Source organism: Nocardia sp. NPDC050717 (assembly GCF_040654275.1).
In the GTDB taxonomy this organism is placed as follows: Bacteria; Actinomycetota; Actinomycetes; order Mycobacteriales; family Mycobacteriaceae; genus Nocardia.
Genome location: NZ_JBFAHR010000001.1, coordinates 116,675 through 140,350 on the forward strand (window position 1 = coordinate 116,675; position 23,676 = coordinate 140,350).

General features: G+C 70.0%; 23 protein-coding genes. 17 read left to right on the forward strand and 6 right to left on the reverse strand.

The features are described from left to right. The first annotated feature begins 45 nt into the window (after positions 1 to 45). The 10 genes from AB0H56_RS00550 to AB0H56_RS00595 all read left to right on the forward strand — a co-directional run bounded on the left by AB0H56_RS00550 (position 46) and on the right by AB0H56_RS00595 (position 9,825). Positions 46 to 1,197 carry an acyl-CoA dehydrogenase family protein gene (locus AB0H56_RS00550; protein ID WP_357155857.1) on the forward strand — a complete coding sequence of 384 codons (1,152 nt, stop codon included), beginning with the start codon at positions 46 to 48 and terminating at the stop codon, positions 1,195 to 1,197. Beyond that, positions 1,194 to 2,792: a carboxyl transferase domain-containing protein gene (locus AB0H56_RS00555; RefSeq protein WP_357155858.1), complete on the forward strand. Its 1,599-nt coding sequence runs from the start codon at positions 1,194 to 1,196 to the stop codon at positions 2,790 to 2,792. Before AB0H56_RS00550 ends, AB0H56_RS00555 begins: the two co-directional genes overlap by 4 nt. 11 nt (positions 2,793 to 2,803) lie before the next feature. Then, on the forward strand, positions 2,804 to 4,801 hold the full coding sequence (locus AB0H56_RS00560) for a biotin carboxylase N-terminal domain-containing protein (RefSeq protein ID WP_357155860.1): 1,998 nt from the start codon (positions 2,804 to 2,806) through the stop codon (positions 4,799 to 4,801). After that, positions 4,798 to 5,958: an acyl-CoA dehydrogenase family protein gene (locus tag AB0H56_RS00565; protein WP_280348030.1), complete on the forward strand. Its 1,161-nt coding sequence runs from the start codon at positions 4,798 to 4,800 to the stop codon at positions 5,956 to 5,958. The genes AB0H56_RS00560 and AB0H56_RS00565 overlap by 4 nt, the downstream gene beginning before the upstream one ends. Positions 5,959 to 6,094: 136 nt before the next feature. Further along, a complete protein-coding gene (locus tag AB0H56_RS00570) occupies positions 6,095 to 6,877 on the forward strand; it encodes an enoyl-CoA hydratase family protein (protein WP_357155861.1) in 783 nt (260 codons plus the stop codon). 4 nt (positions 6,878 to 6,881) lie between these two features. Next, a complete protein-coding gene (locus AB0H56_RS00575; protein ID WP_357155862.1) occupies positions 6,882 to 7,505 on the forward strand; it encodes a TetR/AcrR family transcriptional regulator in 624 nt (207 codons plus the stop codon). A 70-nt stretch (positions 7,506 to 7,575) separates the two neighbouring features. Then, the gene (locus tag AB0H56_RS00580) at positions 7,576 to 7,782 is read left to right on the forward strand and encodes a DUF2191 domain-containing protein (protein ID WP_357155864.1); all 207 of its coding nucleotides are present in this window, start codon (positions 7,576 to 7,578) and stop codon (positions 7,780 to 7,782) included. Then, on the forward strand, positions 7,773 to 8,204 hold the full coding sequence (locus AB0H56_RS00585; RefSeq protein WP_357155865.1) for a PIN domain-containing protein: 432 nt from the start codon (positions 7,773 to 7,775) through the stop codon (positions 8,202 to 8,204). Before AB0H56_RS00580 ends, AB0H56_RS00585 begins: the two co-directional genes overlap by 10 nt. A gap of 215 nt (positions 8,205 to 8,419) precedes the next feature. Then, positions 8,420 to 9,592 (forward strand): PE-PPE domain-containing protein, encoded by a 1,173-nt coding sequence (locus AB0H56_RS00590; protein ID WP_357155866.1) that lies wholly within the window; start codon positions 8,420 to 8,422, stop codon positions 9,590 to 9,592. Continuing rightward, complete coding sequence (locus tag AB0H56_RS00595) at positions 9,589 to 9,825, forward strand: hypothetical protein (protein WP_357155868.1); 237 nt, start codon at positions 9,589 to 9,591, stop codon at positions 9,823 to 9,825. Before AB0H56_RS00590 ends, AB0H56_RS00595 begins: the two co-directional genes overlap by 4 nt. Before the next feature lie 235 nt (positions 9,826 to 10,060). Here the strand turns inward: AB0H56_RS00595 and AB0H56_RS00600 are convergent, their stop codons facing one another. From AB0H56_RS00600 to AB0H56_RS00610, 3 genes are all read right to left on the reverse strand, one after another. Further along, positions 10,061 to 12,154 (reverse strand): glycosyltransferase family 39 protein, encoded by a 2,094-nt coding sequence (locus AB0H56_RS00600; protein WP_357155869.1) that lies wholly within the window; start codon positions 12,152 to 12,154, stop codon positions 10,061 to 10,063. Next, positions 12,151 to 13,458, reverse strand: coding sequence for a bifunctional glycosyltransferase family 2/GtrA family protein (locus tag AB0H56_RS00605; RefSeq protein WP_357155870.1), 1,308 nt, complete (start codon positions 13,456 to 13,458; stop codon positions 12,151 to 12,153). Before AB0H56_RS00605 ends, AB0H56_RS00600 begins: the two co-directional genes overlap by 4 nt. Before the next feature lie 66 nt (positions 13,459 to 13,524). Further along, entirely contained in the window at positions 13,525 to 14,151 is a 627-nt protein-coding gene (locus tag AB0H56_RS00610) for a class I SAM-dependent methyltransferase (RefSeq protein WP_357155871.1), read from the reverse strand. 133 nt (positions 14,152 to 14,284) lie between these two features. Between AB0H56_RS00610 and AB0H56_RS00615 the strand changes: the two genes are divergently transcribed. Then, positions 14,285 to 15,004, forward strand: a complete 720-nt coding sequence (locus AB0H56_RS00615; protein WP_110039033.1) for a TetR/AcrR family transcriptional regulator — start codon at positions 14,285 to 14,287, stop codon at positions 15,002 to 15,004. A 112-nt stretch (positions 15,005 to 15,116) separates the two neighbouring features. Here AB0H56_RS00615 and thiD read toward each other — a convergent pair whose 3' ends face one another. Beyond that, positions 15,117 to 15,965, reverse strand: coding sequence for a bifunctional hydroxymethylpyrimidine kinase/phosphomethylpyrimidine kinase (gene thiD / locus AB0H56_RS00620; protein WP_280348935.1), 849 nt, complete (start codon positions 15,963 to 15,965; stop codon positions 15,117 to 15,119). Positions 15,966 to 16,042: 77 nt separating this feature from the next. Between thiD and AB0H56_RS00625 the strand changes: the two genes are divergently transcribed. Continuing rightward, on the forward strand, positions 16,043 to 17,191 hold the full coding sequence (locus AB0H56_RS00625; RefSeq protein ID WP_357155873.1) for a GTP-binding protein: 1,149 nt from the start codon (positions 16,043 to 16,045) through the stop codon (positions 17,189 to 17,191). Positions 17,192 to 17,296: 105 nt separating this feature from the next. Here the strand turns inward: AB0H56_RS00625 and AB0H56_RS00630 are convergent, their stop codons facing one another. Further along, a complete protein-coding gene (locus AB0H56_RS00630; protein ID WP_357155874.1) occupies positions 17,297 to 18,442 on the reverse strand; it encodes an epoxide hydrolase family protein in 1,146 nt (381 codons plus the stop codon). Positions 18,443 to 18,532: 90 nt separating this feature from the next. On the opposite strand from AB0H56_RS00630, the gene AB0H56_RS00635 reads away from it, so the two are divergent. From AB0H56_RS00635 to AB0H56_RS00655, 5 genes are all read left to right on the forward strand, one after another. After that, complete coding sequence (locus tag AB0H56_RS00635; protein WP_357155876.1) at positions 18,533 to 19,180, forward strand: TetR family transcriptional regulator; 648 nt, start codon at positions 18,533 to 18,535, stop codon at positions 19,178 to 19,180. A 50-nt stretch (positions 19,181 to 19,230) separates the two neighbouring features. Next, entirely contained in the window at positions 19,231 to 19,641 is a 411-nt protein-coding gene (locus tag AB0H56_RS00640; RefSeq protein WP_357155877.1) for a VOC family protein, read from the forward strand. 57 nt (positions 19,642 to 19,698) lie between these two features. Beyond that, positions 19,699 to 20,505 (forward strand): ABC transporter permease, encoded by an 807-nt coding sequence (locus AB0H56_RS00645; RefSeq protein WP_357155879.1) that lies wholly within the window; start codon positions 19,699 to 19,701, stop codon positions 20,503 to 20,505. Positions 20,506 to 20,598: 93 nt separating this feature from the next. Continuing rightward, positions 20,599 to 21,348 carry an ABC transporter ATP-binding protein gene (locus AB0H56_RS00650; RefSeq protein WP_357155880.1) on the forward strand — a complete coding sequence of 250 codons (750 nt, stop codon included), beginning with the start codon at positions 20,599 to 20,601 and terminating at the stop codon, positions 21,346 to 21,348. Between the two features lie 40 nt (positions 21,349 to 21,388). Continuing rightward, on the forward strand, positions 21,389 to 22,384 hold the full coding sequence (locus AB0H56_RS00655; RefSeq protein WP_357155881.1) for an ABC transporter substrate-binding protein: 996 nt from the start codon (positions 21,389 to 21,391) through the stop codon (positions 22,382 to 22,384). A gap of 1 nt (position 22,385) precedes the next feature. Here AB0H56_RS00655 and AB0H56_RS00660 read toward each other — a convergent pair whose 3' ends face one another. Beyond that, positions 22,386 to 23,606: a KasA/KasB family beta-ketoacyl-ACP synthase gene (locus tag AB0H56_RS00660; RefSeq protein WP_357155883.1), complete on the reverse strand. Its 1,221-nt coding sequence runs from the start codon at positions 23,604 to 23,606 to the stop codon at positions 22,386 to 22,388. Positions 23,607 to 23,676 lie beyond the last annotated feature (70 nt).

Consider the following 23,676-nt stretch of genomic DNA (forward strand, 5'->3'; position numbering starts at 1 on the left):
GCGTAACCACGGAGGGCGCCCGAGCATGCGACAGGAGACACCAGCATGACATCTGTTTGGGATACGCCGGAACGAAAAGAGCTGCGCGCCACCGTGCGCGGGTTCGTCGAGCGGGAGATCCTGCCCGACCTGGACACCTGGGAGCGCGAGGGTGCCCTGCCGCGTGAGCTGCACAAGAAGGCCGGTGAACTCGGCCTGCTCGGCATCGAGTACCCCGAATTCGCCGGTGGCGAGGGCGGTTCCGCGATCGACGGGGTGATCGTCGGCGAGGAGTTCCACTACGCCGGAGCCTCCGGCGGCACCTGGGCCTCGCTGTTCACCTGCGGAATCTCGTTGCCGCACATCATCGCCTCGGGCAACACCGAGCAGATCGACCGCTGGGTGAAGCCGACCCTGGCCGGTGACCTGATCGGCTCGCTGGCCATCACCGAGCCCGGCGGCGGCTCCGACGTCGGCCACCTCACCACCTCGGCGGTGCGCGACGGCGACGACTTCATCATCAACGGCGCCAAGACCTTCATCACCTCGGCCTGTCGCGCCGACTTCATCGTCACCGCTGTGCGGACCGGCGGGCCCGGCGCCGCCGGTGTCTCGCTGATCATCGTGCCCACCGACACACCGGGTTTCGAGGTCACCCGCAAGCTGGAGAAGATGGGCTGGCTGGCCTCGGACACCGGTGAGCTGTCGTTCACCGATGTGCGGGTGCCCGCGACCAACCTCGTCGGCGCGGAGAACTCCGGGTTCGCGCAGATCGCCAGCGCGTTCGTCAGCGAGCGGGTCGGCCTTGCCGTGCAGGCGTACTCGATGGCCCAGCGCGCCCTCGACCTCACCCTCGAATGGTGCCGCAACCGGGAGACCTTCGGCCGCCCGCTGATCAGCCGCCAGTCGGTGCAGATGACGCTCACCGAGATGGCCCGCCGCATCGATACCTCTCGCGTGTACACCCGCTCGCTGGTCGAGCGCGTGGAGAACGGCGAGCAGGGCCTGATCGCCGAGGTCTGCTTCGCCAAGAACACCGCCGTCGAGACCGTGGAGTGGGTGGCCAACCAGGCCGTCCAGCTGCACGGCGGCATGGGCTACATGCGCGAGTCCGAGGTGGAGCGCATCTACCGCGACATCCGCATCATCGGCATCGGTGGCGGCACCAACGAGATCCTGACCATGCTGGCGTCGAAAGTATTGGGGTACCAGTCGTGACGACCTTCCGTTCCACCCTCGACACCGCGTCCCCGGAGTACACCGCGGCCGCGGAGGCGATGGCGACCAAGCTCACCGAGGTCGAGGCCGAGTTCGCCAAGGCCATCGCCGGTGGCGGCCCCGAGAAGGTGGCCCGTCATCACAAGCGCGGCAAGCTCACCGCGCGCGAGCGCATCGAGCTGCTCCTCGACGAGGACTCGCCGTTCCTCGAGCTGTGCCCGCTTGCGGCCTGGGGCAGTGACTTCCACGTCGGCGCGTCCACGATCGCCGGAATCGGGATCGTGGAGGGCGTCGAGTGCATGATCGTCGCGCCCGATCCGACCGTGCGCGGCGGCACGTCGAACCCGTGGACGTTGCGGAAGACGTTGCGGATCAACGACATCGTGCGGGAGAACCGGCTGCCGGTGATCTCGCTGGTAGAATCCGGCGGCGCGGATCTGCCGACGCAGAAGGAAGTCTTCATCCCGGGTGGCGCGATGTTCCGCGACCTCACCCAGGCCTCGGCCGCCGGAATCCCCACCATCTCCCTGGTTTTCGGCAACTCCACCGCCGGCGGCGCCTACATCCCCGGCATGTCCGACTACGTGGTGATGGTCAAGGAGGGCGCGAAGGTCTTCCTGGCCGGACCGCCGCTGGTGAAGATGGCCACCGGTGAGGACTCCGACGACGAGACCCTCGGCGGCGCCGAGATGCACGCCCGCACCTCGGGTCTGGCCGACTACATGGCAGCCGACGAGCAGGACGCCATCCGCATCGGCCGCGGCATCGTGCGCAGGCTGAACTGGAAGAAGCAGGGCCCCGAGCCGCGCGCGGAGGTCATCTCGCCGCTCTACGATCCCGAGGAACTGCTCGGCATCGTGCCCTCGGATCTGAAGATCCCGTTCGACCCGCGCGAGGTGATCGCCCGCGTCGTCGACGGTTCCGATTTCGACGAGTTCAAGCCGCTCTACGGCTCCAGCCTGGTCACCGGCTGGGCCGAGATCAACGGCTTCCCGATCGGCATCCTGGCCAACGCGCGCGGTGTGCTGTTCTCCGAGGAGTCGCAGAAGGCCACGCAGTTCATCCAGCTGGCGAACAAGAAGAACACGCCACTGCTGTTCCTGCACAACACCACCGGCTACATGGTCGGCAAGGACTACGAGCACGGCGGCATCATCAAGCACGGCGCGATGATGATCAACGCGGTGGCCAACTCGAAGGTCCCGCACATCTCGCTGCTGATCGGCGCGTCCTACGGCGCCGGGCACTACGGCATGTGCGGTCGTGCGTTCAACCCGCGCCTCCTGTTCGCCTGGCCGAGCGCGAAGTCGGCCGTGATGGGCGGCGCGCAGCTGGGCGGCGTGCTCACCATCGTGCAGCGCGGCGCGGCCGAGGCCAAGGGCCTGCCGTTCGACGAGGAGGCCGCTGCCGGTCTGGCCGCCATGGTCGAGGCGCAGATCGAGGCCGAGGCGATGCCGATGTTCCTGTCGGGCAGGCTCTTCGACGACGGCATCATCGACCCCCGTGACACCCGCACCGTGCTGGGGATGGCCCTGTCGGCCATCCACACGGCACCGATCCAGGGCGCCGAGGGCTTCGGCGTCTTCCGAATGTGAGGCGGCCCAACATGGCAATCACCAATGTTCTTGTCGCCAACCGGGGTGAGATCGCGCGCCGCGTGTTCGCCACCTGCCGCCGGATGGGTATCGGTACGACCGCGGTGTACTCGGACGCTGACGCGTCGGCCCCGCATGTGGCCGAGGCCGACGCTGCCGTCCGGCTGCCCGGCAACACCCCCGCCGAGACCTACCTCCGTGGTGAGCTGATCATCGAGGCCGCGCTGTCGGCCGGTGCCGACGCCATCCACCCCGGCTACGGATTCCTCTCCGAGAACGCGGAATTCGCGCGCTCGGTGCTCGACGCCGGCCTGGTGTGGATCGGGCCGCCGGTCGCGGCGATCGAGCAGATGGGCTCGAAGGTCGAGTCGAAGAAGATGATGGACGCCGCCGGTGTCCCCGTCCTCGCCGAGCTCGATCCCGCCGAGGTCACCGAGGCGCATCTGCCGGTGCTGATCAAGGCCTCCGCCGGTGGCGGCGGGCGCGGCATGCGGGTGGTGCGCGAGCTGGGCGAGCTGCAGGACCAGATCGCCGCCGCGCAGCGCGAGGCCGAATCGGCCTTCGGCGATCCGACGGTGTTCTGCGAGCGCTACCTCGAGACCGGCCGGCACATCGAAGTCCAGGTCATGTCCGATACTTTCGGCAAGACCTGGGCCGTCGGCGAGCGTGAGTGCTCCATTCAGCGCCGTCACCAGAAGGTCGTCGAGGAAGCTCCCTCGCCGCTGGTCGAGAAGATCGACGGCATGCGTGATCGGCTTTTCGAGGCCGCGCGCCTGGCCGCCGAGGCGATCGGGTACGAGGGCGCGGGCACCGTCGAGTTTCTCGCCGACGAGAAGGGTGACTTCTTCTTCCTGGAGATGAACACCCGTCTGCAGGTGGAACATCCGGTCACCGAGCAGACCACCGGCCTGGACCTGGTCCGGCTGCAGCTGCAGGTGGCTTCCGGCCTGCCGCTGCCCGCGAACCAGCCCGCCCAGCGCGGTCATTCGATCGAGGTCCGGCTCTACGCCGAGGACCCGGCGCAGGACTGGCAGCCGCAGAGCGGCCCGGTGCACAAGATCGAGATCCCGTTCACCGCAGGTGAGTTCACCGTGCTCGAGCAGTCCGGTGTGCGGCTGGACACCGGTGTGGTCGACGGTTCGGTCGTCGGTGTGCACTACGACCCGATGCTGGCCAAGGTGATCTCCTACGCCGAGACCAGGGCCGAGGCGGCGCATCTGCTCGCCACCGCGCTCCAGCGCGCCAAGCTGCACGGCCTGGTCACCAACCGCGACCTGCTCGTGCGCGTGCTGCGGCACCCCGCGTTCCTCGCCGGTGACACCGACACCGCCTTCTTCGCCACCCACGGACTCGACACGCTGTCCGCGCCGCTGGTGTCCGAGGACGACGAGGCGCTCTCGATCGTCGCCGCCGCCCTGGCGGATTCGGCCGCCAACCATGCCGCCAACCGCTTCGGCAGGCTGGCGCCGAGCGGCTGGCGCAACCTGGCCTCGGAGCCGCAGCGCAAGTCCTACGAGAGCCGCGTCAGCGGGACGCACGAGGTGCGTTACCGGTTCGACCGCGCCGGTGGCGTGACAGTCGAAGGCCATGACGGCCTCGCCCTGCTCTCGGCGACGCCCGAGCGGGTCGTGCTCGCGGTGCCGGGTGAGCGCGGGCCGGTGCGCCGCCAGTTCGAGATCGCCCGCTACGACGATCTGGTGGCTGTCGACTCGCCGCTCGGCCCGGTGACCGTGCGCAGGCTGCCGCGCTTCACCGACCCGTCCGAGCAGGTCGCGGCCGGTTCGCTACTCGCGCCCATGCCCGGCAGCGTGATCCGGCTCGGCGCCGCCGAGGGCGATCACGTCGAACAGGGCCAGCCGATCCTGTGGCTGGAAGCCATGAAGATGGAGCACACCATCGTCGCGCCGGCCACCGGCGTTCTCAGTGCGTTGAACGTGACCGTCGGCCAGCAGGTCGAGGTCGGAACCGTCCTCGCCGTCGTCGAGGAAGAAGAGCAGGAGCAGGCATGAGCTTCCACGAAACCGAAGAGCAGAAGGCGCTGCGCGGGGCGGTCGCGTCCCTGGCGGCCAAGTACAACTACCGCGACTACGTGCTGCCGCTCTCGCGCAAGAACGAGCCGCTGAGCGAACTGTGGGACGAGGCGGGCAAGCTCGGCTTCCTCGGCGTGAACCTGCCCGAGGAGTACGGCGGCGGTGGCGCGGGCATGTACGAGCTGGCGCTGGTGCAGGAGGAGCTCTCGGCGCAGGGCGCGGGCCTGCTGCTGATGGTGGTCTCCCCGGCGATCTGCGGCACCATCATCACCAAGTACGGCACCGACGCGCAGAAGCAGACCTGGCTGCCCAAGCTCGCCGACGGCTCGTCGAAGATGGTCTTCGCGATCACCGAACCCGACGCCGGTTCCAACTCGCACCAGATCACCACCACCGCCCGCCGCGACGGCTCGGACTGGATTCTCAACGGCCGCAAGATCTTCATCTCGGGCGTCGACCAGGCCGAGGCGATCCTGGTGGTCTCGCGCACCGAGGACCACAAGACCGGCAAGCTCAAGCCCGCGCTGTTCATCGTCCCGGTGGACGCGCCCGGCCTGGTGAAGAACGTCCAGGAGATGGATGTCATCGAGCCGGATCATCAGTACACCCTGTTCTTCGACGACGTGCGCTTGCCCGCCGACGCGCTCGTCGGCTCCGAGGACGCGGCCATCGCCCAGCTGTTCGCCGGCCTGAACCCCGAGCGCATCATGGGCTCGGCCATGGCCATCGGCCTCGGCCGCTACGCCATCGACCGCGCGGTGGAGTACGCCAAGGAACGCACCGTCTGGAAGACGCCGATCGGCGCGCACCAGGGCATTTCGCACCCACTGGCCCAGATCAAGATCGAGCTGGAACTGGCCAAGCTGATGATGCAGAAGGCCGCCACCCTCTACGACGCCGGTGACGAGTTCGGCGCCGCCGAAGCCGCGAACATGGCCAAGTACGCGGCCGCCGAGGCCAGCATCAAGGCGCTGGACCAGGCCATCCAGACCCACGGCGGGTCCGGCCTGACCAAGGAGGTCGGGCTGTCGGCAATGCTGCAGGCGGCACGCATCATGCGCATCGCCCCGGTCAGCCGCGAGATGATCCTGAACTTCGTGGCCCAGCACTCCCTCGGCCTTCCGCGCTCGTATTAGTCGGAGCGCTGGCGCGCTCGAGTCGCGACCCGGCCGTGACCGGCCACTTCGTGGCCGCCGCTCCTCGAGGTCGCGGGTGCGTGGCTGGGTGAGCGGGCAGAGTTGACATTCGAATTGAAAGGTTGAGGTGGGTTCGATGAGTGATTCCGAAGCGGGGCCCTATGTGCGTTACGAGGTCGTCGACGGGTTCGCGACGCTGACCTTCGATTCCCCGCACAACCGTAATGCGCTCTCGTCCAAGCTCGTTCGCGAGTTGCTGGCCGGGTTGGCGGCGGCGAACACCGATCCCGCCGTGCGCGGCATCGTGCTCACCCACACCGGTGACACCTTCTGCGCGGGCGCCGACCTGAAAGAGGCGAGCACCGCCGATCCGGCGACCGCGGCCGATCAGCGCACCCGCGTGATGATCGACGTGCTGCGCGGCATCCTCGCCTCGCCCAAGCCGGTCCTCGCGCGGATCGACGGCAATGTCCGCGCGGGCGGCATGGGCATCATCGGCGCCTGCGATCTCGTGGTCGCGGGACCGGAGAGCAGTTTCGCCCTCACCGAGGTGCGGATCGGGATGGCGCCGTTCATGATCTCGCTCACCCTGGTGCCCAGGATGGACCAGCGCTCGGCGAGCCGCTACTTCCTCACCGGCGAGAAGTTCAACGCGGTGACCGCGCAGGAGATCGGCCTGATCACCGTCGCCGCCGCCGACGTCGCCGCCGAGGTGAAACGCCTGTGTGGCGAGCTGCGCAAGGGTTCACCGCAGGGTCTGGCCGAGTCCAAGCGGCTGGTCAACGCCGCCCTGCTGGCCCGCTTCGACGCCGAGGCCGAGGAGCTCGCGCAGCGCTCGGCCGGGTTCTTCGGCACCCCCGAGGTGATCGAGGGCATGACCGCCTTCTTCCAGAAGCGTCCACCCAGCTGGGCACAATAGTCCGATGGCGACACCCCACGAACCCAAGCAGGACCGCAGCCGGGCCACCCGGCTGCGGCTGCTCGAGGCGACCATCGACTGCCTGGCCGAGACCGGCTGGGCCGCCGCCACCGTGTCGGTGGTCGCCGAACGGGCCGGGGTGTCGCGCGGTGCGGCCCAGCACCATTTCCCCACGCGCGAGGATCTGATCACCGCCGCGCTCGAGTACATGTTCGACGTGCGGATGGACCAGTCGACCGTCGAGGACGAGCTGGTGAACGAGGTCGCGCAGGGCGAAGGGCGTACGCGCGCGGTGGTGTCGGCGCTCGTGGAGTCCTACACCTCGCCGCTGTTCAAGGCGGCGCTGCAGGTCTGGACGCACGCCGCTGCCGACCCGGCGCTGCGCGAACGCATCGTCCCGCTGGAGGCCCGCTTCGGCCGCACCGCCCACCGGCGCGCGGTGCAGGCGCTCGGCGTCGACGATTCCGATCCGGTCGCCCATCACCTCGTGCAGGCGACCCTCGATCTGGCCCGCGGGCTCGGCCTCGCCGACGTCCTCACCGACGATTCGGCCCGCCGCAAACAGATCGTCGACCAGTGGGCGGCGACCCTGCACAAGGCCCTGCACGTAGCCGATCGACCCTTGTGACCAGCGCGTTCCCGGTATATATTCTTCGCACGGGGAGTATATCGAAGGGGGCTGTATGAGGGACTTCGAGATGACCAAGCGACTGATCGAGATCGAAGACGAACTACTCGAATCCGCCCGCGAGGCGCTCGGGACGTCGGGCGTCTCCGATACGGTGCGCGCCGCGCTGAATTCCGCGGTCGTGTCCCGCGCGCGGGCTCGCGAAGTCGAGTGGTTGGTCAACGGCGGAATGGCCGAGATGGCCGACAAGGAACGGCGCGATGACGTATGGCGGTGACCGCGCGCTACCTGCTCGATACGAGCGCGGCGGCGCGGATGCCGCACAAGCAGGTCGCCGCTGAACTCGCCCCGCTGATCACGGCGGGGTTGGTCGCCACCTGCGCCCCGCTGGATTCCGAGGCTCTCTACAGTGCTCGCAACCCCACCGAGTACGAGCAGATTCGCTCGCGTAGGCGGGAGGCCTACGAGTACCTCCCCACCAACGACGAGCATTGGCACAGCGCGTTCGTCATCCAACGTGAACTTGCCCGCTCCGGCCGACATCGTGCGGTGGGAATCCACGACCTCCTGGCCGCGGTCGTTGCGGTCGAACACCGCCTGGTGCTCGTCCACTACGACGCCGACTTCGAAGCCGTCGCGTCGATCGTCGATCTCAACCATCGCTGGATCGCACCCCGAGGCACCCTCGGCACCTCCTGATCGCATGCCGCTCTGCGGTGCGAATTCGTGGTGCTCGCCTCCGTTGTGACGGTCGTTCGTGGTGGGAGGATTGCGGCAGGTCGGGTCCCATCTTCCTGGTGAAGGGGTTGTCCATGCCGCAGACGCCGAGGTTGTCAGTCGTCGATTCCGGGCCGGGGAGCGGTCGTCGGAAGCGACTCCGGGTCGCCGCGGTGGCGGTGTTCGGCGTCGGGTGGGTGAAGGCGCAGAGCGTGGGCGCGGTGGCCATGGCCGCGACGACCGCGCTGATCGTGCCCGGCACCGGGACCAGCGATCCGAGCGTCGCGCACAATTTCGAGAGCAACGCCTACCAGCACTTCATCGCGCCCGGGGCGAGCGGCTGTACGGACAACGCGTGCCCCGGTGTCGATTTCGTCCCGGTGCCCTACGACGCCGCGCTGTGGCCGGTCATCTCGTCGAAGGGGCCGGAGGCGTCGTCGGCGAAGTGGGATGCGTCGGTGGCCGACGGGGTGGCCAGTCTGGGAGCGCTGCTCGGCGGGCAGTTGAGCGCGGGGCCGAGCGGCCCCGTTGTCGTCTTCGGCTACTCGCAGGGGTCGACGGTGGCGAGTGCGCAGAAGGTCGCCTCGGCCGGGTTGTCGCAGGCGGACAAGGACCGGCTCTCGTTCGTGCTGATCGCCAATCCCAACCGTCCGAACGGCGGGATCATCGAGCGGCCGGTGCGGTTCGGCGGAATCCCGGTCGCCGACATCACCTTCGGGCCGCCGACGCCCACAGACACCGGCATCGCCACGACCGATATCGCGATGCAGTACGACGGCATCTCCGACTTCCCGGCCTATCCGCTCAATCCGCTCGCGGTGTCGAACGCGCTGCTCGGCACCCTGCTGGTCCACCCCTCGTACCTGCAGCCCAAAGGCAACGGGGCAGGCGGCGAGCCCAAGCCCGGCGCCGCCGTCTACGGCTACCTGGACCCGGCCGACTACCTCGCCCAGCAGGACTGCGACCTGCACCCCGAGAACTGCCAAACGCTCGGCGACACCACCTACGTCACCATCCCGAACCCGGAAGCGACACTGCCCCTGCTGTATCCGCTGCGCGCGGTCGGCCAGCGCACGAACCACACCGTGCTGACCGAACCCGCCGCCGCCCTCGTGGAACCGGCCCTGCGCGTCCTCATCGAAACCGGCTACGACCGCGACAACTACGGCGAGCCGACCCCGCTGCGCTTCGACCAACCACTGAACCCCGAAAAGGTCGCCACCCTCCCTGTCGACCTGCCCACCGCCATCGACCAGGGCATCGCCGCCGCCCGCGCGGAACTCGATCGCCCCTCGGACAAACCCCACCGCATCCTCCCACCCGAAGCCGTCCTCGCGAACCTGGAAGACCTGCTCCCACCCGCACCGTGACACCGACGGTCGTCGACGTCCCCAACAGCACGCAGTTGGTCGCCATCGCCGGGGTGGCGGTGCGCCCGCCAGTGGCCTCGACCGTGAGCATCGAGCCAGGTGTGGTCGACGCCGCGACGGCGGACACCGCGCAGGCCCCGCCTCACCCGCCGTCGACCGCCGCGCGGTGGCGGATCACCAAACACGCGGCGGCCGGTGTCGGCAGCGGCGAGGCTGGAACCCTGAAGAGGTGACCGCGACTCCAGCCTGCGCGTGGTGACGCCGGAACCTGCGGGGCGACAGTCACTTCGGACCGCACGTGATTGAGCCCGGAGATCTAGTGGGTGATTGCGACTTCGGTCTGCGCGTGGTCGCGACTGGAGCCCTGTGGGTTGCTGCGACTTCGGCCCGGGCAGAGTCGCAGTCGGAACCTTGTGGGTGACTGCGACTTCGGTCCGGGCGTGGTCGGGACTGGAGCCTTGTTGGCGACTATGTCTTCGGTTGGGTGAGGTCGTACAGGGTGACGCCGTCGACAGTGGTCGCGGTGTAATTGGCCGTGACCCATGCGGTGATCGCCGAAGCGGTCGACTCGCTGCTGCCGCCGGGGCCACCTCGGCCGCCCGCCACGAAGTAGTGGATCTTGCCTTCGGTGACGTAGCGCTGGAACTGTTCGAGGGTGGGGGACGGGTCGCTGCCGTTGAAGCCGCCGATCGGCATCACCGGGAGTTCGGTGGCCAGTTGGTAGCCGGCGGCGCTGTTGGAGCCGATGGTGGCGGCGACCCAGGTGTAGGAGGTGCCGTTCTGTTCGAGCAGGCCGACGATTCGCTCGCTGGGCCGTGAACCGCTCAGCAGCCCACCGGCTCCGTCCATGGGGCCACCTCCGCGGCCGTCGGCCTGGGTGCGGCCCGCGGTCCCGCTGGAGCTGTCGCTCGCCGCGTTCCCCGTGGTCCCGTCCGTTGACGTGCCGTCCGGAGCGCCATCCACCTGCGCGCCGCCGCGAGTCCCGCCGTCGGGGCCGGAACCCGGTAGCGCGGCCGCGCCGTCGGCTCCCGGACCGCCCGGGATCGCACCCATCGGCCCGTCGCCGGGCCACCCGCCCGGTCCGCCCCTGCCGCGGACGTCCGGTCCGGCGGACGGGATCGCGCCCGCGTGGGCGGAGGCGAGGGTGTCGACGGAGTACGCGACCGGCCCGGCCAGGCCGACGAAGGCGGCGGCCAGCGCGGCGACCAGGGATCGCTTGCGTGCCAGGGGGAAGGCGAGCGCCGCCGTGGTGAGCACGCCGACGACCAGGATCGCCCACCGCAACCAGGGCTGGAAGGAAGCGTTGCGCGACAACAGGATCCACGCGGTGGCGGTGCTCAGCCCGAGGGCGAGGGCGCACGTCAGCCGCACCCACAGCCGGTCGCGCGCACCCCACAGCTGCACCGCGCCGATCCCGACGAGCGCGGCGACGGCGGGGGCCAGGGCCACGGTGTAGTACTGGTGGAAGATCCCGGCCATGTAGCTGAACACCAGGCCGGTGATGAGAAGCCAACCGCCCCAGAGGATCAGCGCGGCGCGACGCTCGTCGGTGCGCGGCGCGCGTCCGCGCAGCACGAGCCCGGCAGCCAGTGCGATCAGCGCGGCGGGCAGCAACCAGGCGATCTGTCCGCCCTGCGCCGGCTCGAACAGCCGGGTGATGCCGGTACTGCCCCATATCCCGTTGCCGCCGGCGGGCAGCTCGCCGCCCGGACCCACGCTGCCGGTCTCGTTGCCGTTCAACCGGCCGAGTCCGTTGTAGCCGAGGGTGAGCTCGATGATCGAATTGTTCTGCGACCCACCGATCCACGGCCGCTCGCCGGCGGGCCACAGCTCGACGGCCAGCAGCCACCAGCCCGCCGCGACGACCATCGCCGCACCGGCCGCGAACAGCTGCGCGATCCGCTTGCCGAGCTTCGGCGGCCCGGCGATCAGGTAGGCGAGTGCCAGCGCCGGGACGACGAGCAGCACCTGCAACTGCTTGGCGAGGAACCCGAAACCGATGAACCCGCCGGTGAGCAGCAGCCACCGCCACCTGCCGTCGGCGACGGCGCGGGTCATCGCCCAGGCGGCCGCCGTCATCAGCAGCACCAGCAGTGCGTCGGGGTTGTTGAACCGGAACATCAGCACCGCGACGGGCGTCACCGCGAGCACCGCGCCCGCGATCAGTCCGGCGGCCGGTCCGAATGCCCGGCGCACCGCCGCCCACAGCGCGGCCACGCTCGCGACGCCGAGCAGGACCTGTGGCACCAGCATGCCCCAGCTGTTGAGCCCGAACAGCCGCACCGACAGCTCCATCACCCACAGCGAGGCGGGCGGCTTGTCCACGGTGATCGAATTGGCCGCGTCGGAGGAGCCGAAGAAGAACGCCTTCCACGACTGCGAACCCGCTTGCACCGCGGCGGCGTAGAAGTCGTTGGCCCACCCGTTGGCGCTGAGATTGATCAGGTAGCAGACGAGGGTGCCGACCAGCAGAACCGCTAAGGCTGGTAGCTCCCAGTTCTTTCGGCGCGCTGCGGCATCGCGGGGCGCGACCGGAGCCGGTGGTGAGATGGTCGTGGTCATCGCGACACCTCCGTCGGCGTCGAGCGGGAGGGGTCCATGGGGGAGTCCGACGACCGCGAGTGGCCGCCGTGCGTGGGGAGGTCACCACCAGGCGTGTGCCGTGCGCCGGCATTGCGGAACACCCACCGCAGCCCGACGAACCGCGCCAGCGTCGCGACGAGATTCGCGGTGATCAGCACGGTCAGCTCCACCGCGACGGGCGCGTCGGGAGCCCAGCGGTGCAGCGCGAACAGCGATCCGCTGGTGACCGCCAGCCCGAAGGCGAAGATGGCCAGACCCTGGAACTGTTGCGCGACAACATCTTCGCGACCACGGACACCGAAGGTGAACGCGCGATTGGCCGCGGTATTGGCCACCGCGGTCACCAGCAGCGCCACCAGATTGGCGCCCTGCCCGCCGAACAGGGGTTGCAGCAGCAGATACAGCGCCACGTAGGCCAGCGTGGACAGCACGCCGACGATCGCGAACCGCACCACCTGGCCCACCATGCCCAGCGGCACCCCGGCGACGAGCGGTTCCCGGCCGACGGCGGCGCGCAGCTCCGGCAGCGGCAGGGCGCCTGTGGCCAAGGCCCTGGTCAGCCGCCAGATCCCGCGCAGATCCTTGCGCGCGGTATCGACGATGTCGACGCGGCTGTCGGGATCGTCGATCCAGTCGACGGGGACCTCGTGGATCCGCAGGCCAGCGCGCTCGGCCAGCACGAGCAGCTCGGTGTCGAAGAACCACTCGCCGTCGCGCACCAGCGGCAGCAGCTCGCGCGCCACCTCGGCGCGGATCGCCTTGAATCCGCACTGCGCGTCCGAGAAGTGCGCGCGCAGTGTGGTTTTCAGCAGCAGGTTGTAGCAGCGGGAGATGATCTCGCGTTTCGGTCCGCGCACCACCCTGGCCGCGGCGTCGAGCCGGGTGCCGATCGCGAGATCGGAATGCCCGGACACCAGCGGCGCGACCAGCGGCAGCAGCGCGTTCAGATCCGTCGAGAGGTCGACGTCCATGTAGGCGACCACCGGGGCGTCCGACTCGGTCCACGCGGTCCGCAGCGCCCGCCCGCGACCCTTGGCGTCCAGGTGCAGCACCCGGACGCCGTCGAGTTCGGCGGCGAGCACCTGCGCCACGGCGAAGGTGGCGTCGGTGCTCGCGTTGTCGGCGATCGTGATCCGGGCGGCGAAGGGGAACCCGGCGCGCAGGTGGGCGTGCAGACGCCGCACGCACAGCCCTAGATCGGTTTCTTCGTTGTAGACGGGGATCACCACGTCGAGCACCGGCGCGCGGGTGCTCGACGTGGGCTGTGGCTCGGTCTGGGTCATGGCACCCACCCTCGACGGCGGCGCTGCCACCGGGCTGGGACCGAGCTGGGAGGTTGCTGGGGATCGTCAGCCGCGGCGCACGCGCAGCACGCTGTCGGCGCGCTCGCCCTCGACGCCCTCGGGGCTGGTCGACGAGCTGTAGACGAGCTCGGCGGTCTCCACCTGCCACTCGGGGCCGAGGGCGAGCTGGTCGAGCACCTGCTCGATGGTGGGGAAGTCGACGTGCTGCGGCGGGGTGGTCACCCAGGTGGGCCAGCCGTGGTGGCCGCCGACCACCAGCACCCCGCCCGGCGCGACGGCGGCCGCGGCCTTGCGCAGGATGACCGCGCGCTCGTCGGGCTGCTCGACCGGCGAGTGCAGGAACTGCGCGGAGACCAGGTCGAAGGTGCCCGCGGGGAAGTCGGCGTGCAGGTCGTGGCGTGCCCAGGTGATCTCCACGCCCGCGGCGGCCGCGTGCTCGGCGCCGCGTGCCATGGCGGTGGTGGAAATGTCGACGGCGGTGACCTGCCAGCCGCGTGCGGCCAGCCAGATGGCGTCGCCGCCCTCGCCGCAGCCGAGGTCGAGCGCGGTGCCGGGGGTGAGCTCGCTGACCTCGCGGACCAGCGTCTTGTTCGGATTACCGGTCCAGACCTGGTCGCGTTCGCGGTAGAAGTCCTCCCAGAACTGCTCGGCGGTCGGTGCGGTCTCGGTCATCGGTACTCCTCGTGGATCGGCGGGATGATTCGATGGTGTGCCACCCCGGCGGAAATGCGCAAGAAAAATTGCCGTTCCGGCAAAGTCTGCCCCGGCAACACCCCAGGTCGACCGCGCCAATAAGCTTCTGGCCGTGACGCGCGGTTACCGGAAGGCAGACGAGGGCCGCCGGGTCGACGCGCGAACCGAACGGTGGCGCGAACACCGGGTGCGGGTTCGGACCGAATTCGTCGACGCCGCGTTCCGCGCGCTCGACCGGGTGGGGCCCGAGGTGAGCATGGGCGATATCGCCAAGGAGGCGGGCGCCGCCAAGCCGAAGCTCTACCGCCATTTCGAGGACAAGACCGACCTCTACAACGCGATCGTCGACCGCGTCCGCGACATGCTGTGGGAACGCATTCTCACCGGCGTGAACCTCACCGACGACTCCGTGGCCGATCTCGTGCACCGGGCCGCCGCCGAGTACGTGGCGGTGGTGTCGGAGCACCCGAACGTCTTCCGCTTCATGCTGCACAGTCATTTCAGCCAGCAGGCCAAGGAGACCGAGCGCGCGCTCGTCGCCGCCAGGCAGTCCGCGCGGCGCGCCGCCGAGTTCTTCGCCGGCCTGCTGCCGACCGAGTCGATCGACGTGGCCGGGATCGAACTGGTGAACTATTCGATTTTCGGCGCGGTGGCCTCGGCCACGGACTGGTGGCTCGGCGCCAATCAGCGCGAGGTCTCGGCGATGCCGGTGGAGCGGTTCATCGACTATCTCGCCGAGAGCATCTCGGCGCTGGCGCGGGCGCACGCGCGGTTCAACGGGGTCGCGATCGACCCGTCGCGGCCGCTGCGCGACGCTTTCGTTGTCGGCTGAAAAACCTCGCGCCCTGCGCGAACTCCGTTGTTCTCCCGGCTACGTCGTTGGAACCGGTGGGGTGCGATGAGTTCAGTATGAACCCGCCCACCGACAAGTTCGCGACGCCACGCTAGGCGTCGGCGCGCAACCGCCACAGCGGCGAAACCGGGCCGTGGCCCGCGCCCAGATCGTAGGAAGCGGCCAGGCAGCGGTAGGTCCACTCCTTGGCGAAGGCGACCGCGTCGGGCACCGAGTAGCCGTTGGCCAGCGCGCTGGCGATGGCCGCGGCGAGGGTGTCGCCGCCGCCGTGGTCGTTGCCGGTGGCGATGCGCGGCGCGGTGAACTCGCGGAAGGTGTCGCCGTCGTAGAGCAGGTCGGTGCTCACCTCCGAGGATCGCAGGTGCCCGCCCTTGACGATCGCCCACTGGGCGCCGAGCGCGTGCAGCGCCTCGGCCGCCTTGCGTGCGGTGGGGTCGTCGACGACCTCGATGCCGGTGATCAGCCGGACCTCGTCGAGATTGGGGGTCACCACCGTCGCCAGCGGGATGAGGGTGTTGCGGACCGCGTCGAGCGCCTCGGCGTGCAGCAGCGGGTCGCCGTGCATGGAGGCGGCGACCGGGTCGACCACGAGCGGCACCGCCGCGTCGCGCCCGATCCCCACCTCGCGGCACACGCCTGCCACGGCCTCGATGATCGCGGTGGAGGCGAGCATCCCGGTCTTGGCCGCCCCGATCCCGATATCGCGCACAACGACCCGCACCTGGTCGGCCACGATGTGCGGCGGGATCTCGTGAAAACCGCTGACGCCCACCGTGTTCTGCACGGTCACCGCGGCCACCGCCACGCACGCGTGCACGCCGCACAGCGCCATCGTGCGCGAGTCGGCCTGGATGCCCGCGCCGCCACCGGAGTCGGTACCCGCGATGGTGAGCGCGCGGACGGGGGTCTGGCCATCGGGGGTCAGCGGCAGCATCTTCACGCTCCAACCCTACGACCGCGTGTCCGATTTCGAGACCCCACCCGCCACTAGCAAATGAAAACCATTATCATTAGTGCGTGACCAACTCCGACGCTCCCGCGAACCTGCCCGTCACCGTGCTGTCCGGCTTCCTCGGCGCGGGCAAGACCACGCTGCTCAACCACATCCTCGCCAACCGGGACGGTCGCCGGGTCGCGGTGATCGTCAACGACATGAGCGAGGTGAACATCGACGCGGCGCTGGTCGCGGGGCAGGGCCACCTGGACCGGACCGAGGAGAAGCTCGTCGAGCTCACCAACGGTTGCATCTGCTGCACCCTGCGCGAGGACCTGATCGAGGCCGTCGCGCGGCTGGCCCGCGACGGCCGGTTCGACCAGCTGGTGATCGAGTCGACCGGGATCTCCGAGCCGATGCCGGTGGCCGCCACCTTCGACTGGGAGTTCGAGGACGGCTTCCGGCTCGGCGACATCGCCCGCCTCGACACCATGGTGACGGTCGTCGACGCCTCGACCTTCCTGGCCGAGCTGGTCAAGGGCCAGGCCCTGGCCGAGCGGGAACTCGAAGCGGGCGAAGGGGATTCGCGCACCATCGCCGACCTGCTGGTCGACCAGGTGGAGTTCGCCGACGTGCTGCTGATCAACAAGACCGACCTGGTGAGCGACAATGCCGCGGCCACCGTGGAGGCGACGATCCGCAGGCTCAATCCCCGCGCCCACATCCTGCGCACCGAACGCGGCGTCGTCGACCTGGGCGAGGTGCTCGGCACCGGCCGCTACAACCCCGTGGTCGCCGCCGAGGCGGAGGGCTGGGCCGAGGAGCTGGCGGGCGGACACACGCCCGAGACCGAGGAATACGGGATCAGCAGCCTCACCTACACCGCCGACCGGCCGTTCCATCCCGAGCGGCTCGGCGACGCGCTGTCCACCCTGCGGGGCATGCTGCGCAGCAAGGGGTTCTGCTGGATCGCCAGCCGTCCCGACCTGGCCGCGATCTGGTCGCAGGCCGGGCCGAATCTGACGTTCGAGCCGGGCGCGTGGTGGTCGTCGCTCGAGGTGCCCGCCGGACAGGAGATCGTGTTCATCGGCGTGCGCCTCGACGCGGCCGCGGTGCGCCGCGAACTCGACGCCGCGCTGCTCACCGACGCCGAGTTCGCCGCGGGGCCGGCGGGCTGGACGGCCTACGCCGATCCCTTCCCCGCCTGGGGTGACCTGCACGAACACCACTGATTGCCCCCTTTGGTGCGCGTATCACCCTGCGCTGGTGCATGATTCGAAAGGGCCGCGACCCACGCGCCGATGAGGGGAGCGTGGGCCGCGGCACCGAGGGCACGCTCAGCGCAGGGCGGCGAAGAACTGGCGGATGTCGCCGACGAGCACCTCGGGCGCCTCGTGCGCGGCGTAGTGCCCGGCCGCGTCGTTCGCGCCGCCGGCGGCCGCCGCGGTGTCGAAGGAATTCCAGCTGACGATATTGCTGTGGTCGCGCTCGGCGAAGCGGCGGATCGACTGGAAGTCGCCGGCGAACATCGCCAGCCCGGTGGGCACCACGGTCGGCTCGGTCGGATGCTCGGCGGCGTGCGCGTCCTCGTAGTAGAAGCGCAGCGAGGAGCCCGCGGTCCGGGTGAGCCAGTACAGCGCCACGTTCGCGACGACGAAGTGCGCGTCGAGCGACTCGCCGAAGAGCTGGGAATTCCAGCCGAGCAGGCCGACCGGCGAATCGGCGAGGGCGTAGGCCAGCGTCTGCGGCTGCTGGCTGTGCAGGGTGTTGAACGACATCTTGTTCTCGTGGAACCACTGCAGGTGCCCCAGCGCGGCCATGTCGGCCTCGGACAGGTTCTCGAATTCGGCCGGGTCGCCGGACGGGAACGAGAACAGCTGGGTGACGTGCACGCCGATCACGTGCTCCGGCGCGATCCGCCCGATCTCCGGCGAGACCATCGAGCCGCCGTCGTTGCCGATGGCGCCGTAGCGCTCATAGCCGAGGCGCGCCATCAGCTCGGCCCAGGCGCGGGCGGTGCGGTAGCGGTTCCAGCCGGTGCTGCGGGTGGGGCCGGAGAAGCCGAAGCCCGGCAGCGACGGGATGACCAGGTGGAAGGCCGGGGCCTCGGCCGATTCCGGCTCGGTCAGCGGGGCGATCACGTCGAGGTATTCCAGGATCGAGCCGGGCCAGCCGTGGGTGAGGATCACCGGCGTCGCGTCGGGGCGCGACGACCGGATGTGCAGGAAGTGGATGTCCTCACCCTCGATCTCGGTGGTGAACTGCGGGTAGGCGTTGAGCTCGGATTCCAGTGCGCGCCAGTCGAATTCCTCGAGCCAGTACTGCGCCAGCGCCCGCACCCGGCCCGCCGGGACGCCGTAGGCGTCGCCGACACCCGGCAGCTCGTCGGGGTAGAGCGCGCCGCGCAGCCGGGCGGCGAGATCGTCGAGCTGGGCCTGCGGGATGTCGATGCGGAAGGGGGTGATGGTGGCCGTGGCGGTCATGGCGAATCCTCTTCGTTGGAGCGGAATGTTTCGTTCTGTTTCAAACGTAGCAGAACGGATTATTCCGTTTCAAGTGGTAGGCTGATATTCATGCCGAACACAGCCGAAACCCCAGCTCAGCCCCGCCTGCCGGGCCGCAAGGCGCAGGCCGCGCGCAACGACGGCCTCATCCTGGAGGCCGCCCGGGCCGTCTTCCTCGACGATCCGGGCGCCCCGATCGCGGCCGTCGCGGCCAGGGCGGGCGTCGGGATCAGCGCCCTCTACCGCCGCTATCCGAGCAAGGAGGTGCTGCTGCGCACGCTGTGCCACGAGGGCCTGCGTCGCTACAACGCCGAAGCCGATGCGGCACTGGAGGACTCGGACGGCTGGCGCGGATTCGTCGGCTTCCTGCGGCGGGTCGTCGAGGCCGACGTGCACTCGCTGACGGTGAAACTCGCGGGAACCTTCCCGCCCGACGAGGCGATGCTGCCGGACGTCACACACTCCGGCGAGGTCACCGCGGAGCTGGTGCGCCGGGCCCACGCCAGCGGTCGGCTGCGGTCCGATGTCGGCCCGCAGGACCTCGGCCTGCTGCTGGAAGCCTGCGCCGCCGTCACCATGCCCGATCCCGCGCGCACCGCGCAGTTGCGTCAGCGGGTGCTGGCCCTGCTGCTCGACGGCATGACCGCCGAGGGCGAGTTACCCGGCCCGCCGCCCGCCGACGGCGAGTACGCGTGGCGGTGGGAATACCGCGGCTGAGCTGGCCGTTCGGCCGACGCGGCGGCCATGCCGGTGGCAGACTCGGACGCGTGAACTGGACCTTGGAAGTGGTGATCGTCCCGGTCTCCGACATCGACCGGGCCAAAGCGTTCTACGCCGACCAGCTCGGCTTCGCCGTCGACCACGACACCGTGCTCGGCGACGACATCCGCATCGTGCAGCTCACCCCGCCGGGGTCGGGCTGTTCGATCGTCATCGGCAAGGGCGCGGTGCCCGAGATGCCGCCCGGCTCGCTGAAGGGGCTGCAGCTGGTGGTCCCCGACATCGAACGGGCGCACGCGGAACTGACGGCGCGTGGCGTCGAGGTCTCCGAGGTGCGCGAGATGGGCGTGAACCCGCGGCCGACCCCGCATCCGCTCGACAATGTCGGCTTCGTGTTCTTCAGCGATCCCGACGGCAACGAGTGGGCGGTGCAGCAGATCTCGAGCCGGGCCGAGTAAGCCTCGAGCTGATTCGAACCCTGTCGGCGGGCGCGGCCGGGCGGGCACCATGCACGCATGCTGTTGGCGAAACCCACCGAAACCGGCGCGCGACGGACCCCGCTGTACCGTCGCGCGGGGTTCCTGCGTGCGATCTCGCCCGTCGCGCTGCTGCTCGTCTGGCAGATCGGCAGCACCAGCGGCTGGATACCGGCCAAGAAGCTGCCCGCACCGTCGGCCGTGTTCGACGCGGGCCTGGAGACCTACCGGTCCGGGCAACTCGGGGAGGCCCTGCTGGTCTCCGGGCAGCGCGCGCTGTACGGCTTCGTGCTCGGCGCGGTGCTCGCGCTCGCGCTCGGTGTGCTCGCCGGACTGAGCCGGATCGGCGAATACGCCGTCGACCCTCCGCTGCAGATGATCCGCACGATTCCGCTGTTCGGGCTGATCCCGCTGTTCATCATCTGGTTCGGGATCGGTGAGGAACCGAAGATCTTCCTCATCGCGCTCGGCGTCTTCTTCCCGCTGTACCTCAACACCTACTCGGGCATCCGCCAGCTCGATCCCAAACTGCTCGAGCTCAGCGACGCGCTGCACCTCGGCCTGGCCGAGCGGCTGCGGCTGCTGATCCTGCCCGGCGCGCTGCCGCAGATCCTGGTGGGCGCGCGGCAGAGCCTCGGCATCGCGTGGCTGTCGCTGATCGTGGCCGAACAGATCAACGCCAGTGCGGGTTTGGGCTTCGTGGTCAACAACGCGCGCGAGTTCCTGCGCACCGACATCGTGGTGTTCGGCCTGGTGATCTACAGCCTGCTCGGCCTGCTCACCGACTCGATCGTGCGCGTGCTCGAGCGCCGGGCACTGCGCTGGCGCCCGCCGGCACTGCGCTGATACCACCCCCGTACCGACTCCATCGAGCCCGGACACACCCCGTCCCGTGCTCGACCGAACAGCCACCCGCCGTCCGATCGTGAGGTCCACACCATGACCGCTGCCGCCGTCACCACCACCCAGACCGAGTCCGAAAGCCTGGCCGCTGCCCGGGTCACCGGTCTGCGCAAGAGCTTCGGTGAGCGCACCGTGCTCGACGGGATCGAGCTCGAGATCGGCGCCGGCGAGATCGTCGCCCTGGTCGGGCGCAGCGGATCCGGGAAGTCCACCCTGCTGCGCATCCTCGGCGGGCTCGACACCGCCACGCGCGGTGAGGTGTCCGTCGACGGCACGCCGACGATCGTCTTCCAGGAACCGCGCCTGATCCCGTGGCAGCCGGTGGCGCGCAATGTCGCTCTCGGCAGGCCGAAGCCGCGCAATCGGCGCGCCGACGACCAGGCCGCGCGCGAACTGCTCGCCGAGGTCGGCCTGGGTGAGCGCGCCGACGCGTGGCCGCTCACCCTCTCCGGCGGCGAGGCGCAGCGCGCGGCGTTGGCCCGCGCCCTGGTCGCCGAGCCGACCCTGCTGCTGCTCGACGAGCCCTTCGGCGCGCTCGACGCGCTGACCCGCCTGAGCATGCACGAGCTGCTGCTCGGCCTGCACGCTCAGCGCGCCTTCGGCGTGCTGCTGGTGACCCACGACGTGCTCGAGGCGATCACCCTGGCCGACCGCGTGCTGGTGCTCGACGACGGCCGCATCGCCGCCGACGTGTCCATCGATCTGCCGCGCCCGCGCACCGCCGCCTCGGGCGAGGTCGCCGGGTACGCGACCCGGCTGCTCGCCCTGCTCGGTGTCACGCACTGAGCGCTCCTGTCCTCCGCTCCGTCGCACGAAAGTTGTCACTGTGAACCGCTCTCCGAAGTCCCGTCTCGCCGGGCTCGCCCTCGCCGTCGTCGCCGCGCTGTCGCTGAGCGCCTGCGGCGACGACGCGGCCACCGAGGCCGCGCCGTCGGGGCCGGTCGACCTGAGCACCGTGACGCTGAAAGTCGGTGACCAGAAGGCGATCTCGATCGAAGTGCTGATGAAGGCCTCCGGCCAGCTGGAGAACCTGCCCTACAAGATCGAGTTCTCCACCTTCACCGCAGGCCTGCCGCTGGTCGAGGCGGCCAGCGCGGGCGGCATCGACATCGCCCAGACCGGCAACACCCCGGTGATCTTCGGCGCGGCGGCCGACGCCGACGTGAAGGTGGTCGGCGCGCTGGCGGCCACGGGCAAGGGTGACGCCATCCTGGTCGGCAAGGACTCGGCGATCGGCTCGGTCGCGGCGTTGAAGGGCAAGAAGGTCGCCGTCTACAAGGGCAGCTCGGCGAATGCGAACCTGCTGCTGCAGCTGCAGAAGGCGGGGCTGTCGCTGCGCGATGTCGAGCCCGTGTACCTCGCCCCCGCCGACGGCTACGCGGCGCTGACCCGCGGTGACGTGGACGCCTGGGCCACCTGGGATCCCTACACGGCCATCGCCGAGAAGGAGATCGGCGCCAAGTCGATCGCCACCGCCGACCAGGCCGCCAACGGCTACAACTTCTGGGCCGCCGGCAACAAGGCGCTCGGCGACGCGAGCAAGTCCGCCGCCATCGCCGACTTCTTCCAGCGCTACGCCGCCGCCACCCGGTGGTCGTCGGAGAATCTCGAGGTGTGGTCGACGAAGTACGCCGAGCTCACCCAGATCAGCGTCGACGCCTCCCGCACCACCTGGACCCGTTCCATCAAGGAGCCGATCAAGCTGGACGACAAGGTGATCGCCTCCGAGCAGCAGATCGCCGACGCGTTCACCGAGGCCAAGGCCATCCCGGGCAAGGTCGACTTCGAGTCCTTCGTCGACACCCGCTTCGACAAGTCCTGATTCACGCCCGGCCGAACGCGAGCGCCACGTTGTGCCCGCCGAAGCCGAAGGAGTTGTTGAGCGCGTAGTCGATGCGCTGCGCCCGCGCCGATCCGGCGACGACATCCAGGTCGATCGCCGGGTCGGCGTTGTCGTGATTCAGCGTCGGCGGCACGAGCTGTTCGCGCAGGCTCAGCACGGTGAGCACCGATTCCAGCGCGCCGACGGCGCCGATCGAATGGCCGAGCGCCGATTTGGGCGCGTAGACCGAGGCGCCAGGGGCGACCGCGGCGATGGCCGCGGCCTCGGAGGCGTCACCGATCGGGGTGGAGGTGGCGTGGGCGTTCACGTGATCGATGTCGGATTCCCGAAGACCCGCTGTGCGAACGGCTTTGCGCATCGCACGGGCCGCGCCGACACCCGCGGGGTCGGAGGCGACGATGTGGAAGGCGTCGGAGGTGATGCCCGCGCCGAGCACCCTGGCGTGCACCCGCGCGCCGCGCGCCCTGGCGTGCCGTTCGGATTCGAGCACGAGCAGCGCGCCCGCCTCGCCGAAGACGAAGCCGTCGCGGTCGCGATCGAAAGGCCGTGAGGCGCGGTCGGGTTCGTCGTTGCGGGTGCTCATCGCCCGCATCATGGCGAAGCCCGCGATCGGCACCGCGTGGATGTGGCCCTCCACGCCGCCGGTCACCACCACGTCGGCCTCGCCGGTGGCGATCAGCCGCCAGGCGTGCGCGATCGCCTCCGAGCCCGAGGAGCAGGCGGACACCGGCGCGAAAACCCCTGCCCGCGCGCCGAGTTCGAGTCCGACCGTGGCTGCGGGACCGTTCGGCATCACCATCGGGACGGCCAGGGGAGACACCTTGCGGTAGCCGCCCGCCCGCATCGCGTCGACCGCGTCGATCAGGGCGTCACCGCCGCCGAGGCCGGTCCCGATGGCGACCGCCAGCCGCTCCGGGTCGACCTCGGGTGCGCCCGCGGCCTGCCAGACGTGGCGGCCGAGCACGAGGGCCATGCGCTCGACGTAGGAGTGCCTGCGCTGTTCGACGCGGGTCAGTTCCGTGTCGGGCGAGCTGACCAGCGGGCCGCCGATCCGCACCGGCAGATCGTGTTCGGCGAAGAATTCCGGGGCCAGCGCACGGATTCCGTTCTCGCCGCGCAGCAGTCGCGTCCAGGTCTCGTCCATGGTGTCGGCCAGGGCGGTGGTCGCCGCGTAGCCCGTCACGACGACGGCGTCAGGCACCGTGCACACCGCCTCGGCCGCTGAGCGCCGGAGTTTCTGAAGCGATAGGTACAGTCATGCCGTCATGAAT